This window comes from Pseudomonas sp. S5D5 (assembly GCF_003013355.1).
Taxonomy (GTDB): Bacteria; Pseudomonadota; Gammaproteobacteria; order Pseudomonadales; family Pseudomonadaceae; genus Aquipseudomonas; species Aquipseudomonas aylmerensis.
Genome location: NZ_PTEO01000001.1, coordinates 38,673 through 60,784, shown reverse-complemented (window position 1 = coordinate 60,784; position 22,112 = coordinate 38,673). Strand labels below are relative to the sequence as shown.

Genomic DNA, 22,112 nt, shown 5'->3' with positions numbered 1-22,112 from the left:
GATAACCGGGTCACACCGACATTATGCCGTTTGTGCATAGGCCAGTGTTTAACAGCATTGGCCCAAAAACTTCTACAAGCCTAGCATTCGCAGCGTTCCGGCCTGTTCCGGGTCCATATCGAGATGATTTCCGTCATGTCCTCCGCTGCATCATTCCGCACAGAAAAAGACCTGCTTGGCGTACTCGAAGTACCTGCCCAAGCGTATTACGGCATCCAGACCCTGCGAGCGGTGAATAACTTCCGCCTCTCGGGCGTTCCGATTTCGCATTACCCGAAATTGGTGGTCGGCCTGGCAATGGTCAAGCAAGCAGCCGCTGACGCCAACCGCGAGTTGGGCCAGCTCAGCGAAGCCAAGCACGCTGCCATCAGCGAAGCCTGTGCCCGCCTGATCCGCGGCGATTTCCACGAAGAGTTCGTGGTGGACATGATTCAAGGCGGCGCCGGCACTTCAACCAACATGAATGCCAACGAAGTCATCGCCAACATCGCGTTGGAGGCCATGGGCCACAACAAGGGCGAATATCAGTACCTGCACCCCAACAACGACGTGAACATGGCGCAGTCGACCAACGACGCCTACCCGACCGCGATCCGCCTGGGTCTGCTGCTGGGCCACGACGCGCTGCTGGCCAGCCTCGACAGCCTGATCCAGGCCTTTGCTGCCAAAGGCGTCGAGTTCGGTCACGTGTTGAAAATGGGCCGCACCCAATTGCAAGACGCCGTGCCGATGACCCTCGGCCAGGAATTCCGCGCCTTCGCCACTACCCTCGGTGAAGACCTGGCCCGCCTGAAAACCCTGGCGCCGGAGCTGCTGACCGAAGTGAACCTGGGCGGCACCGCGATCGGTACCGGCATCAACGCCGACCCGCGTTACCAGGCCCTGGCCGTACAGCGTCTGGCCCTGATCAGCGGCCAGCCGCTGGTACCGGCTGCCGACTTGATCGAAGCCACCTCCGACATGGGCGCCTTCGTGCTGTTCTCCGGCATGCTCAAGCGCACCGCGGTGAAGCTGTCGAAGATCTGCAACGACCTGCGCCTGCTGTCCAGCGGCCCACGTACCGGCATCAACGAGATCAACCTGCCGGCGCGTCAGCCAGGCAGCTCGATCATGCCCGGCAAGGTCAACCCGGTCATCCCGGAAGCCGTCAACCAGGTGGCGTTCCAGGTCATCGGCAACGACCTGGCCCTGACCATGGCAGCCGAAGGCGGCCAACTGCAGTTGAACGTGATGGAGCCGCTGATCGCCTTCAAGATCTTCGACTCGATCCGCCTGCTGCAACGCGCCATGGACATGCTGCGCGAGCACTGCATCGTCGGCATCACCGCCAACGAAGCCCGCTGCCGCGAACTGGTGGAGCACTCCATCGGCCTGGTCACCGCGCTGAACCCATACATCGGCTATGAAAACGCCACCCGCATCGCGCGCATCGCCCTCGAAAGCGGCCGCGGCGTGCTGGAACTGGTGCGTGAAGAAGGCTTGCTCGACGACGCCATGCTCGACGACATCCTGCGCCCCGAAAACATGATTGCCCCACGTTTGGTCCCGTTGAAGGCCTAAGCGTTTGTTGCACCGCTCACCAGGTTGAGGGACTAGACACCTCTCACCTTTTGAGGGCCTGAAGGCTCGTTCTTCAGGCCCTTTTTTTTGCCTCAAGGTTGTGAAATGACGTCCATAAAAACTCCAATATCGCCCTGCAAACCCGCCTTGCCCGATTCCGGCCTGCTGAAACCTTTAATCGCCTCGTGCAGACGGATCACACACTCCTAGGTATAGTGCCGCCCCTCTTCGCGTCAGCGGTCGTCGGTAACGAGACCCTGGAAGCGCGAAACCGCATGAATAACAACACCCGCAAAAGGATTGGGGTCGAACCGTCGTGCACTGCCTGGTGCCATACGACGTGTCGGACCGTCCTGCGTTTGCCATTAGAAAAATCAGCGAGGAACACTCCATGCTAGAAGTCATCAACGACTTCCTCTCAGGGAAAGTATTGATCGTGCTCATTGTCGGGCTCGGTGGCTACTTCACGATCCGCTCGCGTTTCGTTCAATTGCGTCACTTTTTCCACATGTTTTCGGTGTTTCGCGACAGCCTGAAAAGCAGCTCCGGCCAGCTCAGCTCGTTCCAGGCGCTGATGCTCAGCCTCGCCGGTCGCGTCGGCGCCGGTAACATCGCAGGCGTCGGCATTGCCGTGACCCTGGGCGGCCCGGGTGCCGTGTTCTGGATGTGGGTCACCGCACTGGTGGGCATGTCCTCGAGCTTCATCGAATGCTCCCTCGGCCAACTGTACAAGCGCACCGACGCCGAAGGCACCTACCGTGGCGGCCCGGCCTACTACATCCAGCATGGCTTGAAGAAACGCTGGCTGGGCATGGTCATGGCCTTCCTGCTGCTGGTGACCTTCGGCTTTGCCTTCAACGGCCTGCAAGCCCACGCCGTGACTCACTCGCTGAACAACGCCTTCGGCCTGGACACCACCTACACCGGCCTGGCGCTGGCGGTATTGCTGGGCCTGGTGTTCATCGGCGGGATCAAGCGTATTGCCTCGATCGCCGACCTGCTGGTACCGGTCAAGACCCTCGTCTACATCGCCGTGACCCTGTACGTGATCGTGCTGCAATTCGACCACGTGCCGGCCATGCTCGCGACTATCGTCAAGAGCGCCTTCGGCCTGGACCAGGCCTTCGGTGGCCTGGTGGGCAGCGCGATCATCATGGGTGTGAAGCGCGGCGTGTTCGCCAACGAAGCCGGCCTGGGCAGTGCGCCTAACGTGGCAGCGGTGGCGTCGGTAGAACACCCGATCGCCCAAGGCGTGGTGCAGGCGTTCAGCGTGTTCCTCGACACCTTCGTGATCTGCACCTGTACGGCGCTGCTGATCCTGCTCTCCGGTTTCTACACCCCGGGCTTTGAAGGCGACGGCATTGCCCTGACCCAGAACTCCCTGGCGGCCGTGGTCGGTGATTGGGGCCGGATGTTCATCTCGGTGGCCCTGGCGTTGTTCGTGTTCACCTCGATCATGTACAACTACTACCTCGGCGAGAGCAACCTGCGCTTCATCGTGGGCGACAACCGCAAAGTGTTGATGGGCTACCGCGCGCTGGTGCTGGTGCTGATTTTCTGGGGTTCGATCGAGAACCTGAGCACCGTGTTCGCCTTCGCCGACATCACCATGACCATGCTCGCGTTCGTCAACCTGTTCGCCCTGGCGTTCCTGTTCAAGATCGCCATGCGCATCCTGAATGACTACGACAACCAGCGCGCAGCGGGCATCAAGACCCCGGTGTTCGACTCCAGCCAGTTCCCTGACCTGGACCTGGATCGCAAGGCCTGGCCGGCGAATCCGGTGAAGTCGCAGCCAACGGCTCAAGCATCGGCTGAACTGAACGCTCAAGCGCAACGCTGAGCGTCGTAAGCCTAGATAGATGACACGCCGCCCGGCCTTGGGCATGCTCTGGGCCCGGCGGCGTTTTTCGTTCAGGAGATTCTTCGATGTCCCCAGCTAACAACATCATGGTGCTCTACACCGGCGGCACCATCGGCATGCAGGCCAGCGCAAACGGCCTGGCGCCCGCATCCGGTTTCGAAGCCCGCATGCGCGAACAACTCGCCAACGAGCCCGTGCCCGCCTGGCGCTTCCGGGAAATGGCGCCGCTGATCGACAGCGCCAACATGACTCCCGCCTACTGGCAGCGCCTGCGCGTCGCGGTGGTTGAAGCCGTGGACGCAGGCTGCGACGCGGTGCTGGTCCTGCACGGCACCGATACCCTGGCCTACAGCGCGGCGGCCATGTGCTTCCAACTGCTGGGTTTGCCGGTGCCCGTGGTATTTACCGGCTCGATGCTGCCCGCCGGCGTGCCTGACAGCGACGCCTGGGAAAACGTCAGCGGTTCGCTGGCAGCGCTGGGCAAAGGCCTGGCCCCGGGTGTGCACCTGTATTTCCACGGCGCGCTGATGGCCCCGACCCGCTGCGCGAAAATCCGCAGTTTTGGTCGCCATCCGTTTGCTGCGTTGCAGCGTAACGGTGGCGTGGCCAAGGCCGAGACGCTCCCCGCCGCCCTGGACTACCGCCAGCCCAAGGCCCTGGCCAATGTCGGCGTATTGCCGCTGGTGCCGGGCATTGCCGCCGTGCAGGTGGATGCACTGATCGACAGTGGGATCCAGGCACTGGTGCTCGAATGCTTCGGCAGCGGCACCGGGCCCAGCGATAACCCGGCGTTCCTGGCCAGCCTCCAGCGCGCGCAGGATCGGGACGTGGTGGTGGTGGCAATCACTCAATGCCATGAAGGCGGCGTAGAACTGGACGTGTATGAAGCCGGTAGCCGCTTGCGCGGTGTCGGTGTGTTGTCCGGGGGCGGCATGACCCGCGAAGCGGCATTCGGCAAGCTGCAAGCGCTGCTCGGTGCCGGCCTCGCCACCGCAGACGTCCGCCGCCTGGTGGAACTCGACCTGTGTGGCGAACTGAGCTGACCGGCATATAACTTGCTCCACTTCCAGCCATCACCTGGCTGGAAGTCCGCATGCTGCACTCCCACCTCACCACCCTCAATGCCGTCTCCCTGGTGCTCAGCACCTTCAAGGCCGAAGGCCTGCCCGCCGAAGCGCTGCTGGCCGGTAGCGGTATCTGCGCGGCGGACTTGAGCCGCGCCGACACGCGTATTGCCACCCACCAGGAGATGCAGGTGTGCGCCAATGCCGTGGCGTTGCAGCGCGATATCGGCCTGATCGTGGGGCGGCGCATGCACGTTTCGTCCTACGGCATGCTCGGCTATGCCCTGCTCACCAGTGCCACTTTCGGTGACGCTCTGCGCCTGGCCCTGCGATATCCGGCGCTATTGGGAACACTGTTCGAACTGAGCCTTGAGGAGGACGGCGAGCGTATCTGGTTCACCGCCGGCGATTATCGCGAGAACCCGGCGCTTACCACCTTCAACGTCGAGCTGTGCCTGGGATCGCTGAAGGTCATCTGCGACGACCTGCTTGGCCATCCGCTGCCCTTGCTGGGCGCGCGCTTTGAGCATGATGCGCCGGATTATCAGGCGCGCTACACCGAGTCTTTCGACTGCCCGTTGCAGTTCCAGGCCACCGCCAATGCGTTCGCCTTCGACCAACGCTGGCTCTCCCAGCCTTTGCCCCTCGCCGATACCGTGACCCATCAGGCCATGGCCGAGCGCTGCCGTAAACAGAACACCGAATTCACCGGGCGCGAAGCCTGGCTGGGACGGATCCGCCAGCTGCTCGCGGCACAACTGCACGCCGCACCTGGCCTCGAAGGCCTGGCCGAGCAGATGAAGTGCTCGGCGCGTACCCTGCGCCGACACCTGCATGACCTGGGCTGCAGCTACCAGGAACTGCTCGACGAACTGCGCTTTGAACGCGCCAAACAGTTGCTGGCTGAAGATCAGTGGCCGATCTATAGGATCGCCGAGGCCCTGGGGTTCAGCGAGACCGCCAGTTTTCGCCATGCGTTCGTGCGCTGGAGCGGCGTGGCGCCGAGCCAATTTCGACCATGACGCCCCATTGAGGGGCGAATTTCGGACAGACAATCTGGCCACATTTATCCCCTTTTGGCCGCTCCTGCCGTTCTCATAATCGCCGTCGCCCGCAAGACTGCATGCACCGATACCGCCTGCGGAGAACAACAATATGCTGACGATCTACTCGGACGATCACCACCTGCACCATGGCCGTTGCGAATTGATGGACGGGCAACTGATGCCCTGCTTCGAAATGCCCTCGCGCGCCGACCACGTGCTGCAGCGGGTCAAGGACCGCGAACTGGGCCCCGTGCAAGCGCCGCAGGACTTTGGCCTGGCACCGCTGCAACGCGTTCACAGCCACGACTACCTCGACTTTTTCAAAGGCGCCTGGGCACGCTGGACAGAATTCAACCAGGACGGCGACCTGCTGCCCTACACCTGGCCCGCACGCACCTTGCGCCGCGTGCTGCCCACCAGCCTGCACGGCCAGCTCGGTTATTACAGCTTCGACGGCGGCGCGCCGATTACCGCCGGCACCTGGCAAGCGGCCTACAGCGCGGCGCAGGTCGCGCTCACCGCGCAACAGGCGATCCAACACGGCGCCCGCAGCGCCTTCGCCCTGTGCCGGCCACCGGGACATCACGCCGCCAGCGACTTGATGGGCGGCTATTGCTACCTCAACAACGCCGCCATCGCCGCCCAGGCCTTTCTCGACCAGGGCCATAAGAAAGTCGCGATCCTCGACGTGGATTACCACCACGGCAACGGCACCCAGTCGATTTTCTATGCACGCAGCGATGTGCTGTTCACCTCGATCCACGGGCATCCGGAAGCGGAGTTTCCGTTCTTCCTCGGCTACGCCGATGAGCTGGGCGAGGGCGCCGGGGAAGGCTTCAACTTCAATTACCCGCTGCCAGCCGGTTCCGGCTGGGACACCTGGAGCGCGGCCCTGGAGCAGGCCTGCGGGGAAATCGAGCGCTACGGCGCCGACATCATTGTGGTCTCCCTGGGTGTGGACACGTTCAAGGACGATCCCATCTCGCAGTTCAAGCTCGACAGCCCGGACTACCTGGCCATGGGCAAACGCATCGCGCAGCTCGGCACGCCCACGCTGTTCGTGATGGAAGGCGGCTACGCCGTGGAAGAAATCGGCATCAATGCCGTCAACGTTCTCGAAGGTTTTGAGGGGTCAGCCGAATGAACATGCTCAAGTCGCTTGTACTGTGCGCGGCGGTGCTCAGCACTGCCGCCCACGCCGAAGAAAAAACCCTGCGCGTCTACAACTGGTTCGACTACATCACGCCCAAGGCCCTGGATGACTTCAAGGCGCAGAACCCGGCGATCAAACTGGTCTACGACATCTTCGACACCAACGAAGCCCTGGAGGCCAAGTTGCTCACCGGCAACTCCGGCTATGACGTGGTGGTGCCTTCCAATGTGTTCCTGGCCAAGCAGATCGAGGCCGGCGTGTTCCAGCCCCTGGACCGCAGCCAGTTGCCGAACTGGAACCACCTCGATCCCAAGCTGATGAAGCTGATCGAGGCCAACGATCCCGGCAATAAATTCGCCGTGCCCTACATGTACGGCACCATCCTGATCGGCTTCAACCCGGCCAAGGTCAAGGCGGCGCTGGGCGACAACGCGCCGGTGGACAGCTGGGACCTGATCTTCAAGGAAGAAAACATCAGCAAACTCAAGCAGTGCGGCGTCGCCCTGCTGGACTCGCCGTCGGAGATCCTGCCCCTGGCCCTGCAGCACCTGGGCCTGGACCCCAACAGCAGCAACCCCAAGGATTATGAAAAAGCCGAAGCGCTGCTGATGAAGATCCGCCCGTACATCACCTACTTTCACTCCTCCAAGTACATGGCCGACATTGCCAACGGAGACATCTGCGTCGCCGTCGGCTATTCCGGCAGCTTTTCCCAGGCCGCCAACCGCGCCAAGGAAGCCAAGAACGGCGTGACAGTGGACATGCGCCTGCCCAAGGAAGGCGCGCCGATCTGGTTCGACATGCTTGCCATCCCCAAAGGCGCGAAGAACCCGCAGGACGCCTACACCTTCATCAACTACCTGCTGCAACCCGGTGTGATCGCGCCAATCAGTGACTTCGTCGGCTACCCCAATCCCAACAAGGACGCGACTGAACAGGTTGACCCGGCGATCCGCAACAACCCCAACCTGTACCCCACCGAAGCGGCAATGGCCACGCTCTACACCTTGAAACCCCTGGGCCGCGACGCCGAACGCGCCAGGACCCGCGCCTGGACCAAGATCAAGTCCGGGACCTGATCGGCCACGGCCGGGGCGTGCAGGCCCCGGCCGTTACTACTTATTTACCGTCTCGCCCGCCTTGCCAGACTCTACCTTGCAGCTCTTCACGCCTGATACCGGCCAAGGAGCTGCAAATGCCCACCGACTCGATCCCCACCAGTAACCGCCCGCCCAGCACCTACGATCTGCTGACGCAACTGAGTACCGGCCCGTCCATCCGCGAAGTCGCCGCCAACCTGTTGCGCGCCGCCCTCAAGTAGCAATACCCGACACTGAATATCGACCCGGACCTGGCCACCGTCGTCACGCCACACTGGCGCATCGCCGACGACCTCATTCAGTCAACGCCCCCCGCCATGGAGTCGCTGACCTCGGTCCTGGCCAACCAGGCCCTGTCGCCGGAGCCGGTGATTTATATCGACGGCGAGCATTTCCTCACGGCGCAGCCACAGGCACCGCGCGCCGAACACCTGCCGGTGAAGATCGATGCCATCGCGCGGTTGATCAATGAGCTGGCAGCCCTGATTTTCACCGCCTACCAGGAGCAGCAACTCGACTACTGGAATACCTCCAACGGTATGTCTGGCCCGCGCTGGCAGCTGCTCTCACATTCCTTGCGCAACGTGTGGAACGTCACCACGCAGGAGGGCTGGGACGAACACGACTGCGCCATGGCCAGGTTGCTGTTCCACTTTCCGGAGCAGGCCAAGCGCAAGGCTTTCGATACGTTCCAGACCCACGCCTACCTGATCGACATGGATGGCCATCACAACAACCAATCCACGCATATCGGCCTGTCGGACATGGCGGTGTTGATCGGCAAACACGAGCAGAGCGAGCGGATTCTGGCCTACTCGCTGCTCAACGGTTATGAGAAGTTCGAGTCGCTGGAAAAGCTCGGTGAGTCGCTGCCCGCCAGCCTGGTCCAATATCAACTGGATGTCGGCGTGCAATGGCGGCTGTACGAACCCAGCGCAGATTTCTTCGACAGCCTGGCGTGCAACCTGATCGCCTTGCAACTGCAGGCGATCGGTTCGATTGGCCCGGCCGGCTTCGAGGTCGCTCCCGTGGCGGTCACGACCGGCCAGGCTGTCGCGCGGATCCTGCCGGTGATCGAGGACCTGAGCGAGCACTCGCTGTCGAGCATCCGCCAGATTCATGAGCAGCTCCCCGACTGGCTCGCCAACGCCTCGGACCTCGACGTGTCGATCTATAGCCGGTACGTGATCGAACTGGCCGAGGTGCATACCCACAACCTCGGTCGAACGTTCCAGGACGGCATTCCTCCGATCCGCGATTACGCACGCGAGCAACTGCAAAAACAGATCAATCGGCAGAGGAATGGCGCGAGCCTGAGCCTGGACAAGGTCGAGATCAGCATCGAGAGCCCTGTGGTCTGGGGCACGTTTGTGCTGCCCGGCGCCAGCGACATCACCCGGCGCAGCCTGATCGACCTGGCCCTGGAGAACCTCACCGGCCTGCCCACCGGCACGCCCACCGTGCACTACAACGGCGGCACAGGTCCCGCATGGCTGACGTACGACTACCTCAAGGGCGTGATCGAAACCCTCGACATCGGCCAACACTACCCCACGCTGATCAAGACAACCCTGCTCGATGACCCAGAGCAATCCCGTAGCCGGCAAACCCTCTACACCTCGCACCTGCGGACGCAACTGCCGCTGCTGGCCCTGCAGTGGAAAATCCAGGGCGAGCATGGCATCGATGATCGCGGTTACCGTTATGTCGCCGCCGCCGTGCAGGCGCAAGCGCACGACCGACAGGTCGAGGGGCAAGAGATTGTCATCCGTCGCCTGGCATTTATCCCCACCCTGCGACCCGGCCGGGAACCGGATGCGGTGGCGAATATGTTCGTGATCGGCCCCCGCGATCACACCCAAGGCCCCTGCCTGCTGTATCGCCCCCTGTTGGACCCGGTGCTGGTGCAGTTCCCGTCACGCGAAAACCTGTTGTATGCCATCAAACATCACCGCAGCTTGCGCGACTCGGTGCTGGCCTGGTTACCCAACGACAGCCGCTTCAATTACGAGCAGTACGTCTTCCCTGCCGCCCTGCCCTCGCCATGGACCGTGGTGCGCGGGTTGGTGGAACCGCAGGTAGTGGTGCAAATGAGCGGCCCCATTGCCTTGAGTGATGAGGTGCTGGGCAACGATCACCTGGCGACCCTGTTCAAGGACAACGCCCATGCGATGGTTGAACTGGCCAACCGGCAATCGGTATCCAACGTGAAGAAACGCTGGGCCACCTACCGGCAGGCCGGTTGGCTGATTTTCAGCGCGGCGCTGCCATTTCTGGGGCGCACGGTGGGGATTGCCGCCTGGATCTGGCAAATCATGGACGACCTGCAGGAAGCCACCCAAGCCGAGCCCGGGCCTGACGGCAAGACCTCCTGGACGGCGCAGGTCGACCTGTTGCTCAACCTGGGCATGGCCCTGGTGCTGCATGTTGCCCTGCGCCATCCGCCGCAGCCCCGCCCACTCAAGGCACAGCCGCCGAGACTTGAACCGCCAGCGAGCGCCCATCGCCCCACGCCGCCGCCGCGCAAGATCGTGGTGACGCAGCAACCCAACTTGCCCGATGCCGAACTGCCGGCACGCCATCTGGGGCCGCTGCACAACAGTGGCGCACTCAATCGCTTACCCGCGAGCCTTGCGGCAACACTGGATCGCTTCAAAGTCGATAAACCCGCAGGGCTTAGGGAGCCAAGCCAAGAACCCGGTCCCCACCTGAATCTCTCTGCCCTGGGTGAAAAATGGTACGCACCGGTCAAGGAGCGCTGGTTCGAGGTCATGCTGGATGAGAACGACAACGTCATGATTGTCGATCCGCAGCGCCCCTCCCACGTCGGCCCGTTGCTGGTCAGTAACCTGGCCGGCCAATGGTTTGTCGACACGCGACTACGCCTGCGTGGCGCCGGGTTCAGGAATCGGCGCAAGGCCGCCCAGGCCAAAAAACCATCGCGGATCGCCGAGCTCAGGGGCCAGCTCACCACCTTCAATGCAGGCCAGAAGCGCGGGCAAGCCGAGGTTGCCATGGCACACGCGGCAATAGACCCGCAACCCGGCCCCTCCACCAACCAACAACGCCGGGCATTCATCGAAAAACTGGACACGCGCCTGGCCGAGTATGACGTGCCCATCCGCCAGCTTCGGGCACTGAACGTCATCGATACGGTGCCCAACTACCAGGGCGACATGATCGACTACTTGAACCAGCAACTGCTGCTCACGCGCTTCGCCGTCTCTGAAACCCTGCCGACGTTCCGGACAGAACTGTTGTCGACGCTCGATGAGATGGAAGCCCTCGCGCCTATGCAAACCGAGAGACAGACCGCACTCGCCGAGAAAATGTCGCAGCTGAACCTGGACATGATCAGCCGCCTCGAATACGCGCAAACCCGTTACCTGCACCTGCAGGAACTGGGCATCGACGGCATGAAAGTCATCCAGAACACTCTCCATGCCTTGCCTGACTTCAAGCTTCACGACCTCAAGGCCCTGCAAATCACTTTGAATCGCTACCTGTGCATCAGGGAAGGCAGCGGTGAAGCCTTCGTCGATGCCCACACCCAGCTCAATGAAATCGTGAACATCGCCGACCTCAACATACAAACATGGATCGAGGCCATGCCCGACGCCAGTGTCAGCGACCCGGGCGAGCGGATCGAGGTGCTCAACAGCCTGGTCGAACAATTCTCCCTGGTCGATCAACGCCTGCTGGACCTGCACGCCGAACACCCGGACTACGTGCAGAGGGAACCGCTGGAGAGCCTTCGCCAACGCATCGACGATTTCAACAGGCAAGCCGTGCATGAATTGGCCCGACTGTTGAAAGAACGCAAGCCGCGGGAGACCAAGGCCGGCCCGTCGAAAACGCAGCAGGCGCCGAAGAAGAAGGTCATCAAGACCCGCTTCAACGCGGTGGTAGTAGGCGAGCCACGCCCCTCTGACGAGGGGCTCCTGGACGTAAAGGCGCCGGTCACGGGCAAGGTCATTGCGACCTTCCACGAAAAAAGCCCCGGGGTGTGGGTCGAGCGCACGACGCCGACCCCAAGGCCACAACGGCCGGTGGCGGTGGACCTCAATATCAGCATGAGCAACGCGCAAAACCTGCTGGATGAAGAGCCCTCCGCGACCCAGCGCCTCCTGGTGCAGTCGAGGAAAGCCGGGCGAATCCCGGTGGAAATCGAAGAGATGCTGCACCAGCACGCCGCCCGCATGGAGCTGGCAGCGAGCAACATCGAAGAGGCGCTGACCCAACGCAACCTCACGGAGAGCGATCGCCCGTCTGCCGCCACCCTCAACCGCCAACTCAACGAGGCCACGCAACGGCTCTATGCGCTGGGCACCAGTACCCGCATCAGCATGACCAAACAGCAACTGCCGACTGCCGCGCGGGTGCAGTGGCTGCACAGCCAGGGGGCGGTGAACATTGCCAAGGTGATCACCCGCCGGCGCCTCAAGGGCCCCGGCAAGGACTACCTGGATGAGTACGCGATCAGCGATCACAACACCCAGGAAGTGCTGTGGTATGCGCACTTTCATTACGATTCGCCGCACGCCGAGCTCGACCATTTCACCGCCGGCCACCTCAAGACCCGTGAACAGCAGCGACTCGGCGGCGCGATCCATCGCACCGGCCTGAGCGACGGCGATCAGATTGCGATTTATCGCAGCGAAATCAGCCCGCAGCTGGCTCGTTCACTGTTCTTCCAGAGCTGAGGTCAACTGGCCTGCCAGGCCCTGCGCAGCTTAGCCAGGGCCTCGGCGATGGCCGCTTCGGGCACGGCGGCAAAGCCCAGCACCAGGCCGGCGCGCTGGTCCGCCGGCGTGGTGGAGTGCGCCAGCCAATAACTGCTCAGCCCATTTACCTCGACCCGCACGCCCTGGGCCTGCTCAACCAATTGCTGCTCGCGGGCCAGGCTGTCCACGCGTACCGTCATGTGCAGCCCCGCCGCCACACTGGGCAATTCGCCGACGCCCGGCAAGCCGCCCGGCCAACCGGCCAGCACCGCATTGCGGCGACTCAACGCCGCCCGCCGCATGCGGCGAATATGGCGCTGGAAGTGCCCGGCCGCCATGAACTCGGCCATCACCGCCTGGGTGCTGACTTCCGAGTGGCGCATGTCCACCGCACGGCGCCGCGAGAACGCATCCACCAGCCCCGGCGGCAATACCAGATACCCCAGGCGCAGGGCCGGGAACGCGACTTTGCCGAAGGTGCCGACGTAGAGCACGCGACCACTGCGGTCCAGCGCGGCCAGGGGCGCCAGCGGTGCGCCGCTGTAGCGGTACTCGCCGTCATAGTCGTCCTCGATGATCCAGCCGCCGGTGCGCTCGGCCCACGCCAGCAGTTCCAGGCGCCGCGCCAGGCTCATGACCACGCCCAACGGGTATTGGTGGGACGGCGTGACATAGGCCAGGCGGCAATCTTTCAGGCTGTTGAGGGTGTGGCAGTCGATGCCTTCGTTGTCCACCGGCACGCCCTGCAGGTTCGCACCGGCCAGGGCGAATGCATGGCCGGCAGCGCGGTAACCCGGGTTTTCCACCGCAACACCGTCGCCCGGCTCCACCAGCAACTGTGCACAAAGGCTGATTGCCTGCTGTGCGCCACAGGTGATCACTATTTGCTCAGCCGCGCACTGCATGCCCCGCGAGCTGCGCAGGTAAGCGGCAATCAGGCCACGCAGGCGAGCATCGCCCGCCGGGTCGCCGTAGCACAACTGCTCCAGGTCCGGCTTGCGCCAGAATGCCCCGTTCAGCTTGGCCCATACCTCAAACGGAAACAGATCAAAAGCCGGTACACCCACGCGAAACGCCCTGGGCGGGCCCGCAGGCGGCTGTGAAAGATGGTTGTTTTTCACCCGGGCCAGGCCCGGTCTGTGGATAACTTCGTTATCGAGATCTTCGGGCAAATCTGTCCATTTTGTGGATAAGGCTGGGGATAAGCCTGTGGGTAACCCTGTGGACACTTTTGTGGATAGTTTTTTCGGCTGAGGCAGTTGGGCCACATAGGTGCCATCACCGACTCGGCCTTCGATAAACCCTTCGGCGTACAGTTGATCGTAGGCACGCACCACGCTGTTGCGCGAAATCGCCAGGGCCGCTGCCAAGTCACGGCTGGCGGGTAAGCGCGTGCCGCTGGCCAGGCGTCCGTCCAGCACCCGCTGGCGCAGGGCCTCATACAGCTGGCGCGTCAGGCCTTGGCGCCGGTCCAGCTCGATGCCGGCAGGGTTGAATGAAAGAGGCGGCGAAAGGGGCGGCATATTGGACCTATGAAATTGGCCTGAGATGGCTCTTACAACAGACCATTAGCCTGCCTACGATGCAGGCATTCGCCAAGGAAAATATTCATGTACACACCTCGCGCCTTTGCCCTCGAAGACTTGCCCGAATTGCAGCAACTGATTCAGCACACGCGCCTGGCGCAGTTGGTGACCGTTGGCGAGCAAGGCCTGCAAGCCAGCCACCTGCCGCTGCTGCTCAACCCCGATGAAGGCCCCAATGGCACCCTCTACGGGCACCTGGCCAAGGCCAATCCGCAATGGCGCGACCTGCAAAACGGCAGCGAGGCCCTGGTGATCTTTGCCGGCGCCGAGGCCTACATCAGCCCGGCGTTCTACCCGGCCAAGGCCGAGCACGGCAAGGTGGTCCCGACCTGGAACTACCTGGCGGTGCATGCCTACGGCAAGGCTGAAGTGTTTACCGACGCCGAGCGCCTGCTTGCACTGGTCAGCGCCCTGACTGATCGCCATGAAGGCAACCGTACCCAGCCGTGGAAGGTCAGCGACGCCCCGGCCGATTACATCGACGGCATGCTCAAGGCCATCGTCGGCTTCGCCCTGCCGATCGAGCGCCTGATCGGCAAGCGCAAGCTCAGCCAGAACCGCAGCCAGGCCGACATCGACGGTGTTCGTAAAGGGCTGGCCGCCAGCGCCGATGTGCGCGACCAGACCCTCGCCCGCTTTATTCCCCAAGGAGTTCCAGAATGAGCCAGATCGACATCCGCCCGGTCACTGTCGCCGACCACGCCGCCTGGCTGCCGCTGTGGCAGGCGTACCTGAAGTTCTACAACACCGAGCTGCCGGACGCCGTGACCCAGAGCACCTGGCAACGCCTGCTCGATGCACAGGAGCCGACCCATTCCGCGCTGGCCTGGCAGGATGGCAAGGCCGTGGGCATGGTCAACTTCATCTACCACCGTTCCAACTGGAGCATCGAGAACTCGTGCTACCTGCAGGACCTGTTGGTGGACCCGGCCCAGCGCGGCACCGGCGTTGGCCGCAAACTGATCGAGTTCGTCTATGCCACCGCCAAGGCTGATGGTTGTGCCAAGGTGCACTGGTTGACCCACGAGACCAACGCCACGGCGATCCAACTGTACGAGCGCATCGCCGAACGTCCGGGTTTCATTCAATTTCGCAAAGGTCTTTAAGGAGCGCAGCATGCCTATCTCACCCGCCGACTGGAAAGGCGTCCCGGCGCCTACGGTCCAACTGCTCGAAGGGCGCTTTATCCGCCTGGAAAAACTCGACCCGGCACGCCATGGCGACGACCTGTTCCAAGCCCTGCAAGGCCCCGGCGCCGACCCGAAACTGTGGGATTACCTGCCTTACGGCCCATTCCCCGAGCGCGGCGCCTTCAATGACTGGCTCAACAACCATGCGCAACACAGCGATCCGTATTTCTTCAGCGTGATCGACCGGGCGAGCGGCCAGGTGCAAGGCATCCTCAGCCTGATGTCCATCGTCCCGGCCCAGGGCCGCATCGAAATCGGCCACGTGACCTTCGGCGCACCGATGCAACGCTCGCCGAAAAGCACCGAAGCAGTGTACCTGCTCGCCAAGCATGCGTTCGAACAGGGCTATCGCCGCCTGGAATGGAAGTGCAACAACGGCAACGCCCGCTCCAAATACGCGGCCGAGCGGCTGGGGTTCAGTTTTGAAGGGGTGTTCCGCCAGCACATGGTGGTAAAGGGGCAAAACCGCGATACCGCGTGGTACTCGATCCTGGATTCGGAATGGCCCGCGATTGGCGCGGGTTTCGAGGCCTGGTTGTCAGCGGCCAACCAGTCGGGCCCTGGGCAGTTGAAGAGCCTCGCGGAGTGTCGCCAGCAGGCGCTCTGAGACGTGGTTCAACCGCTGGGCCGGCGGCGCAATGCGCGTCGGCCCAATCCCTTGGCGATAGCCGCAATTATCGCTGCAGACTAGCGACATCTCCCGCAAGCAAGGGTCGCCCGGCCTGACATTTATCCCCCCGCAGCCTCGCTAAATTCCCCGCCTCATACATCAAGAGGTGGGATTACATGCCGCGCATACACAAACAACTCGCGCTCGCCATCACCCTGGCGCTGGGTGCCCTCGGCGCTCAATACGCACAGGCCAGGGGCGATATGGAGCCAGACAGTGAATGGTTCGAACAGCCCGGCAACAAGGGTCATTCCGCGCCGGCGCTGCCGGCGCCTGAAGACTTCTACTTTGCCGACCGGGCGACCAGCCGAAACGCCCTGAGCGTCGCTCGGGTGCTGGACGCCGCCGTGGATGGGTTGCTGGCGTCGGATGAGTTCAACGAGTGGGAAAAAAGCCGGCTCGAACGTTACGGCCTGTACCTGAGCACCCTGGAGCCGAGCCGAATAGGTGCAGTGCTCGAGCAACTGGCGGGAAGCCAGAACGCCAACCTCGGCACTGCCACCCAGAACAGCCAGAAAGCCTTGAACGCCAACCTGTTGGCAGCCATACGCCAGCTGGATAAAGACACCGGCGACACCGGTCGCGTATGGCTGCAAGGCCTGGGCAATGGCGGCAGCCTTGATGCGCAACACGGCAGTGCCGGCTTGAAACAGAGCAGCCAAGGCCTGTTACTGGGGGCTGACGGCGCAATCGACGATGCATGGCGGGTGGGTGTGGTGGGCGGCAAATCCGGCACTGACCTGAGCGCCAGGCGCTTCAAGGGTGAAGTGGACAGCTGGCACCTCGGCGCCTACGCCGTCCGCCTGGACGGGCCACTCGCGCTACGCTTCGGCGCGCTGTACAGCAGCCATACCGGGCAAAACAAACGCACGGTCGACTTCGACTTCATCAATCACCGCGATCACCTCTCGGGCAAGTACAAGGCGCGGAGCCAAAACGCATTTGCCGAGCTGGGCTATCAGCTGCAGACCGTTGACTGGCGCGCCGAGCCCTTTGCCGGCGTGGGTTTCCAGCGTTATCACCGCGAACGCTTCCAGGAGAAAGGCGGCTACAGCGCCTTGAACGTGGGTACGCAGACCCAGCAGAACCTCAGCAGCACCTTCGGCCTGCGCGTGACCCATGACGTGACGCTGGCCAACCAGATGATCCTCAAGCCGCACCTGAGCACAAGCTGGAAGCATCTTTATGGCGACACCAGCAGCCGCGTACGTCAGTCCTTCGCCTGGGAAAAACGTGAGGACTTCAACAGCGCGTTCACCGTCGGCGGCACGTCCCTGGACCGTGACAGCCTGGCGCTGCGCACCGGCGTGGAGCTGGCGCTGTCGGACGAGCACAGCGTAGGCCTGGCCTACAGCGCCGAGTTTGGCAGCCACAGTCGCAACCAGGGGTTGATGGGCCAATGGGCGATGGCGTTCTAAGGCACCGGGAAGCCCGATCGACAGGCAAAAAAAAGGGGAGCACCTGCTCCCCCGAGGATTAAACGGTTATGTCGAAGGCTGTATCAGCCTTCGATCTCAATCAGGATCTCGCCCGGGTTGACCCGGTCGCCCTTGGCCACATGCACAGCGGTGACCTTGCCGGCGATCGACGCCTGCACTTCGGTTTCCATCTTCATGGCCTCGGTGATCAGCACGGCCTGGCCAGCCTTGACCACATCCTCTTCCTTGACCAGCACGTCGACGATGTTGCCCGGCATTGCCGTGCTGACGTGGCCCGGCTCAGTGGCATGCTTGCGCTTGCTGCCGCCGCTGCTGACAAATTCGTTGAGCGGTTCGAACACCACTTCTTCCGGCATGCCGTCGATGGACAGGTAGAAATGGCGCTTGCCTTCGGCCTTCACGCCGACGCCGGTGATGTCCACGCGGTAGCTTTCGCCGTGCACGTCGATGACGAACTCGGTCGGCACGCCTTCGCCGCCAGCACGCGCCACACCGCCGGCTTCAGGGATCGGCAGCAGCACTTCAGGGGCCAGGGTGCCGGCGTCGCGTTCCTCGAGGAACTTGCGCCCGATGTCCGGGAACATCGCGTAGGTCAGCACGTCTTCTTCAGACTTGGCCAACGCACCGATCTCGCCGCGCAGCTTGGTCATTTCCGGCTTGAGCAAATCGGCCGGACGCACGTCGATCACCTCTTCGCTGCCGATGGCCTGACGGCGCAGTTTCTCGTTCACGGTGCCCGGCGCCTTGCCGTAGCCGCCTTGCAGGTAGAGCTTCACTTCGTTGGTGATGGTCTTGTAGCGCTCCCCGGCCAGCACGTTGAAGAACGCCTGGGTGCCGACGATCTGCGAGGTCGGCGTGACCAGCGGCGGGAAGCCAAGGTCTTCACGCACCCGCGGGATTTCGGCCAGCACTTCGCCCATGCGGTTGAGTGCGCCCTGCTCTTTCAGCTGGTTGGCGAGGTTGGAAATCATCCCACCCGGCACCTGGTTGACTTGCACGCGGGTGTCGACTGCGGTGAATTCGCTTTCGAACTGGTGGTACTTCTTGCGCACGGCGTAGAAGTACAGGCCGATTTCCTGCAGCAGCTCCAGGCTCAGGCCGGTGTCGAATTCGCTGCCTTTGAGCGCGGCAACCATCGACTCGGTCCCCGGGTGGCTGGTGCCCCAGGCGAAGCTGGAAATCGCGGTGTCGATATGGTCGGCACCGTTCTCGATGGCTTTGAGTTGGCACATCGCGGCCAGGCCGGCGGTGTCATGCGAGTGGATGAACACGGGCAGGCTCTGCTCGGCCTTCAGCGCCTTGACCAGTTCGCCGGTGGCGTACGGGGTCAGCAGGCCGGCCATGTCCTTGATTGCCACCGAGTCGCAGCCCATGGATTCCATTTGCTTGGCCTGGGCCACAAACGCTTCGATGGTGTGCACCGGGCTGGTGGTGTAGGCGATGGTGCCCTGGGCATGTTTGCCGGCAGCTTTCACCGCCTCGATGGCCACGCGCAGGTTACGCACATCGTTCATGGCGTCGAAGATACGGAACACGTCGATGCCGTTCACGGCGGCCTTGGCGACGAAGGCTTTGACCACGTCGTCGCTGTAGTGGCGGTAGCCCAGCAGGTTCTGGCCGCGCAGGAGCATTTGCAGGCGCGTGTTAGGCAACGCGGCGCGCAGCTTGCGCAGGCGCTCCCATGGGTCTTCTTTCAAAAACCGTACGCAGGCGTCGAAGGTCGCGCCGCCCCAGACTTCCAGCGACCAGTAGCCGACTTTGTCGAGCTTGTCGCAGATCGGCAGCATGTCGTCGGTGCGCATGCGGGTCGCCAGCAACGATTGGTGGGCGTCGCGCAGGATGGTGTCGGTTACGAAGATTTTCTTAGTCATATTCGGATCTCCTCATAGCGGCAAGTTTCAAGCTACAAGCTGCAAGTAAACGCTGATCCGCTTTAACTTGTAGCTTGCCGCTTGCAACTTGCAGCTGCTTATTTATAAGCCTGCGTGGGCGGCGATGGCGGCGGCGATGGCCAGGGCCAGCTCTTCGGGTTTGCGCTTGATCGAGTAGTTGGTCAGTTCAGGATGGCTTTCGACAAAACTGGTGTTGAACTGGCCGCTGCGGAATTCCGGGTTGCGCAGGATTTCCTGGTAGTAGGCGGCGGTGGTCTTCACGCCTTGCAGGCGCATGTCGTCCAGGGCACGCAGGCCGCGGTCCATGGCTTCTTCCCAGGTCAACGCCCAGACCACCAGTTTCAGGCACATGGAGTCGTAGAACGGTGGAATGGTGTAGCCGGTATAGATCGCCGTGTCGGTGCGCACGCCGGGACCGCCGGGCGCGTAGTAACGGGTGATCTTGCCGAAGCTGGGGAGGAAGTTGTTCTTCGGGTCTTCGGCGTTGATGCGGAACTGCAACGCGAAGCCACGGTGCTGGATGTCTTCCTGCTTGACCGACAGCGGCAGGCCCGAGGCGATGCGGATCTGCTCGCGGACAATGTCGATCCCGGTGATTTCTTCGGTGATGGTGTGTTCCACCTGCACCCGGGTGTTCATCTCCATGAAGTACACCTCGCCCTCGGCGAGCAGGAACTCCACGGTACCGGCATTCTCGTAACCCACCGCCTTGGCCGCGCGCACCGACAGGTCGCCGATGTAGGCGCGCTGTTCCGGGGTCAGTTGGGGGCTGGGGGCAATTTCGATCAGCTTCTGGTTGCGGCGCTGGATCGAGCAGTCACGCTCGAACAGGTGCACCACGTTGCCGAAACTGTCACCGAGGATCTGCGCCTCGATGTGCTTGGGATTGACGATGCATTTTTCCAGGAACACTTCCGCCGAACCGAAGGCCTTGGTGGCCTCGGAAATCACGCGGGGGAAGGCTTGTTCGAGTTCTTCACGGCTGTTGCAGCGGCGGATACCACGACCACCACCACCGGACGTGGCCTTGAGCATCACCGGGTAGCCGATGCGGTCGCCTTCGGTCAGGGCTTCATGGATGTCGGCAACGTTGCCTTCAGTCCCCGGCGTGACCGGCACGCCGGCCTTGATCATGCTGCGGCGCGCTTCAGTCTTGTCGCCCATGCGACGGATCACTTCAGCCGACGGGCCGATGAACTTGATCCCGCGTTCAGCGCAAATGTCTGCCAGTTCGGCGTTTTCCGAGAGGAAACCGTAGCCGGGGTGCAGCGCATCACAGCCGGTTTCCACGGCCAGGTTCACCAGCTTGCGCGGGTTCAGGTAGCCGGCCAGGGGCTCGGCCCCGATGCTGTGGGCTTCGTCGGCACGCTTGACGTGCAACGCGTGACGGTCGGCGTCGGAATAGACCGCGACCGAGCGAATGCCCATCTCGGCGCAGGCACGCACGATTCGTACGGCAATTTCACCACGGTTGGCGATCAGGATCTTTTTTATCACTTGGAAATTCCCTTGAGCCGATTGCTGCGTCTTCAACCCACTGGATCCGGGTCGGCGCGTGACCAAATGTTTCATGACAGTCGCGAGACACACACTAAGCCCCAACAGGGATTAACAAAAATCAATAATTATTGGGCTGTGTATAAGTAAAGACTTATAGTCGATGCATCAGGGGTAGGCCGGGATTACAAAATAATGCGTAAGTCATTGATGCGTATGACATTACGTCAATTGCAGATCTTCAATGAAGTGTGCGATTTGCGTTCCTACAGCCGTGCAGCCGAGGAAATGTCGCTTACGCAACCGGCCGTTAGCCTACAGATTCGTCAGCTGGAAGAGCTGATCGGCCAGCCGCTGTTCGATTACGTCGGCAAGAAGCTCTATATGACCGAAGCCGCCGAAGCCCTGCAACGCGCCAGCCGGGACATTTTCGGGCGCCTGGAAAACCTCGATATGCAGCTGTCGGACATGCAAGGCTCGCTGCAGGGCCAGTTGAAACTGGCGGTGGAATCCAGCGCCAAATACTTCGTGCCGCACCTGTTTGCGGCTTTCAAGCGCCAGCACCCGGAGGTGCAGTTGCACCTGACGGTGGTCAACCGCGCCCAGGTGATTCGACGGCTTTCGGACAACCGCGACGACCTGGTGATCATGTCCATGGTGCCCCAGGACATGGGCCTGGAATTCCTGCCGTTCCTCAACAACCCGATCGTGGCCGTGGCCCCACCTGAACATCCGTTGAGCCTGCAAGGCCCGCTGCGCCTGCAGGACCTGGAGCCCTACACACTGCTGCTGCGCGAACCGGGTTCCGGTACGCGGCTGGCGTGCGAGGAATACTTCAAGGAGAAACGCGTGCACTTCACCCAGACGGTGGAAGTGGCCTCGGCCGAGGCGCAGCGTGAATGCGTGAACGCCGGGTTGGGCGTGGCCTTGCTGACGCGCCACGCGGTCAACCTGGAGCTGGCCACCGGCGGGCTCAAGGAGCTGCCGGTGGAAGAACTGCCGCTGTATCGCAGCTGGTGCCTGGTGCAGGCCAAGGCCAAGCGCCTGTCACCGGTGGCCCATGCGTTCCTGGGCTTTATCCGCAGCGAACGGGTGCAGATCAGCGCGTTGGCTGAGCGTTTCGCTGGGCAGCCAAGGGTGCCTGCCAGTGGAGTTCCGGGTAGTCAGTGATGCTCTGCTGCAGTTGGCGCTCGTCGCAGCGGTCTTCGATTGCACGACGGAACGCCATGCGGCGCTGGTCTTCCTGCTGACGACGGGTTTTGACGGAGCTGTTGCTGTCTTCGTAGTGCCGGGCCATTTTCAGTCTCCCAATGCGAGTACGGGGAGT

Annotated in this window: 17 protein-coding genes; 13 read left to right on the top strand and 4 right to left on the bottom strand. The window is 62.5% G+C overall.

Annotation, left to right across the window (positions count from 1 at the left end):
* The first annotated feature begins 135 nt into the window (after nt 1–135).
* The 8 genes from aspA to C9990_RS00230 all read left to right on the top strand — a co-directional run bounded on the left by aspA (nt 136) and on the right by C9990_RS00230 (nt 12,490).
* Nucleotides 136–1,560, top strand: a complete 1,425-nt coding sequence (gene aspA, locus C9990_RS00260; protein ID WP_017135792.1) for an aspartate ammonia-lyase — start codon at nt 136–138, stop codon at nt 1,558–1,560.
* 391 nt (nt 1,561–1,951) lie between these two features.
* On the top strand, nt 1,952–3,403 hold the full coding sequence (locus tag C9990_RS00255) for a sodium:alanine symporter family protein (protein ID WP_106802267.1): 1,452 nt from the start codon (nt 1,952–1,954) through the stop codon (nt 3,401–3,403).
* Between the two features lie 86 nt (nt 3,404–3,489).
* A complete protein-coding gene (locus C9990_RS00250; RefSeq protein ID WP_106802266.1) occupies nt 3,490–4,467 on the top strand; it encodes an asparaginase in 978 nt (325 codons plus the stop codon).
* Between the two features lie 50 nt (nt 4,468–4,517).
* Entirely contained in the window at nt 4,518–5,510 is a 993-nt protein-coding gene (locus C9990_RS00245; RefSeq protein WP_106802265.1) for an AraC family transcriptional regulator, read from the top strand.
* Nucleotides 5,511–5,643: 133 nt separating this feature from the next.
* On the top strand, nt 5,644–6,678 hold the full coding sequence (locus tag C9990_RS00240; RefSeq protein WP_065902575.1) for a histone deacetylase family protein: 1,035 nt from the start codon (nt 5,644–5,646) through the stop codon (nt 6,676–6,678).
* Nucleotides 6,675–7,766, top strand: a complete 1,092-nt coding sequence (locus C9990_RS00235; RefSeq protein ID WP_106802264.1) for a polyamine ABC transporter substrate-binding protein — start codon at nt 6,675–6,677, stop codon at nt 7,764–7,766. The genes C9990_RS00240 and C9990_RS00235 overlap by 4 nt, the downstream gene beginning before the upstream one ends.
* A 116-nt stretch (nt 7,767–7,882) precedes the next feature.
* Nucleotides 7,883–8,008: a hypothetical protein gene (locus tag C9990_RS32630; protein ID WP_256595046.1), complete on the top strand. Its 126-nt coding sequence runs from the start codon at nt 7,883–7,885 to the stop codon at nt 8,006–8,008.
* 96 nt (nt 8,009–8,104) lie between these two features.
* Nucleotides 8,105–12,490 carry a dermonecrotic toxin domain-containing protein gene (locus tag C9990_RS00230; protein WP_256595045.1) on the top strand — a complete coding sequence of 1,462 codons (4,386 nt, stop codon included), beginning with the start codon at nt 8,105–8,107 and terminating at the stop codon, nt 12,488–12,490.
* A 2-nt stretch (nt 12,491–12,492) separates the two neighbouring features.
* Here C9990_RS00230 and C9990_RS00225 read toward each other — a convergent pair whose 3' ends face one another.
* On the bottom strand, nt 12,493–14,034 hold the full coding sequence (locus C9990_RS00225) for a PLP-dependent aminotransferase family protein (RefSeq protein WP_106802263.1): 1,542 nt from the start codon (nt 14,032–14,034) through the stop codon (nt 12,493–12,495).
* A gap of 87 nt (nt 14,035–14,121) precedes the next feature.
* Here C9990_RS00225 and C9990_RS00220 point away from each other — a divergent pair, with 87 nt between their 5' ends.
* The 4 genes from C9990_RS00220 (at nt 14,122) to C9990_RS00205 (ending at nt 17,375) form a co-directional block, all read left to right on the top strand.
* Nucleotides 14,122–14,760, top strand: coding sequence for an FMN-binding negative transcriptional regulator (locus C9990_RS00220; protein WP_106802262.1), 639 nt, complete (start codon nt 14,122–14,124; stop codon nt 14,758–14,760).
* On the top strand, nt 14,757–15,203 hold the full coding sequence (locus C9990_RS00215; RefSeq protein WP_106802261.1) for a GNAT family N-acetyltransferase: 447 nt from the start codon (nt 14,757–14,759) through the stop codon (nt 15,201–15,203). Before C9990_RS00220 ends, C9990_RS00215 begins: the two co-directional genes overlap by 4 nt.
* A 10-nt stretch (nt 15,204–15,213) precedes the next feature.
* Complete coding sequence (locus C9990_RS00210; protein WP_106802260.1) at nt 15,214–15,894, top strand: GNAT family N-acetyltransferase; 681 nt, start codon at nt 15,214–15,216, stop codon at nt 15,892–15,894.
* Nucleotides 15,895–16,073: 179 nt separating this feature from the next.
* Nucleotides 16,074–17,375 carry an autotransporter domain-containing protein gene (locus tag C9990_RS00205; protein WP_106802259.1) on the top strand — a complete coding sequence of 434 codons (1,302 nt, stop codon included), beginning with the start codon at nt 16,074–16,076 and terminating at the stop codon, nt 17,373–17,375.
* 83 nt (nt 17,376–17,458) lie between these two features.
* On the opposite strand, the gene oadA is transcribed toward C9990_RS00205, so the two are convergent.
* Both oadA and C9990_RS00195 read right to left on the bottom strand, forming a co-directional pair.
* A complete protein-coding gene (oadA, locus tag C9990_RS00200) occupies nt 17,459–19,267 on the bottom strand; it encodes a sodium-extruding oxaloacetate decarboxylase subunit alpha (protein ID WP_106802258.1) in 1,809 nt (602 codons plus the stop codon).
* Nucleotides 19,268–19,369: 102 nt separating this feature from the next.
* Entirely contained in the window at nt 19,370–20,785 is a 1,416-nt protein-coding gene (locus tag C9990_RS00195) for an acetyl-CoA carboxylase biotin carboxylase subunit (protein WP_003195732.1), read from the bottom strand.
* Nucleotides 20,786–20,980: 195 nt separating this feature from the next.
* Between C9990_RS00195 and C9990_RS00190 the strand changes: the two genes are divergently transcribed.
* On the top strand, nt 20,981–21,955 hold the full coding sequence (locus C9990_RS00190; protein WP_065902594.1) for a LysR family transcriptional regulator: 975 nt from the start codon (nt 20,981–20,983) through the stop codon (nt 21,953–21,955).
* On the opposite strand, the gene C9990_RS32625 is transcribed toward C9990_RS00190, so the two are convergent.
* Nucleotides 21,885–22,082 (bottom strand): PA3496 family putative envelope integrity protein, encoded by a 198-nt coding sequence (locus tag C9990_RS32625; protein WP_106802257.1) that lies wholly within the window; start codon nt 22,080–22,082, stop codon nt 21,885–21,887. The two genes, C9990_RS00190 and C9990_RS32625, sit on opposite strands and share 71 nt — an antisense overlap.
* Nucleotides 22,083–22,112: the final 30 nt, after the last annotated feature.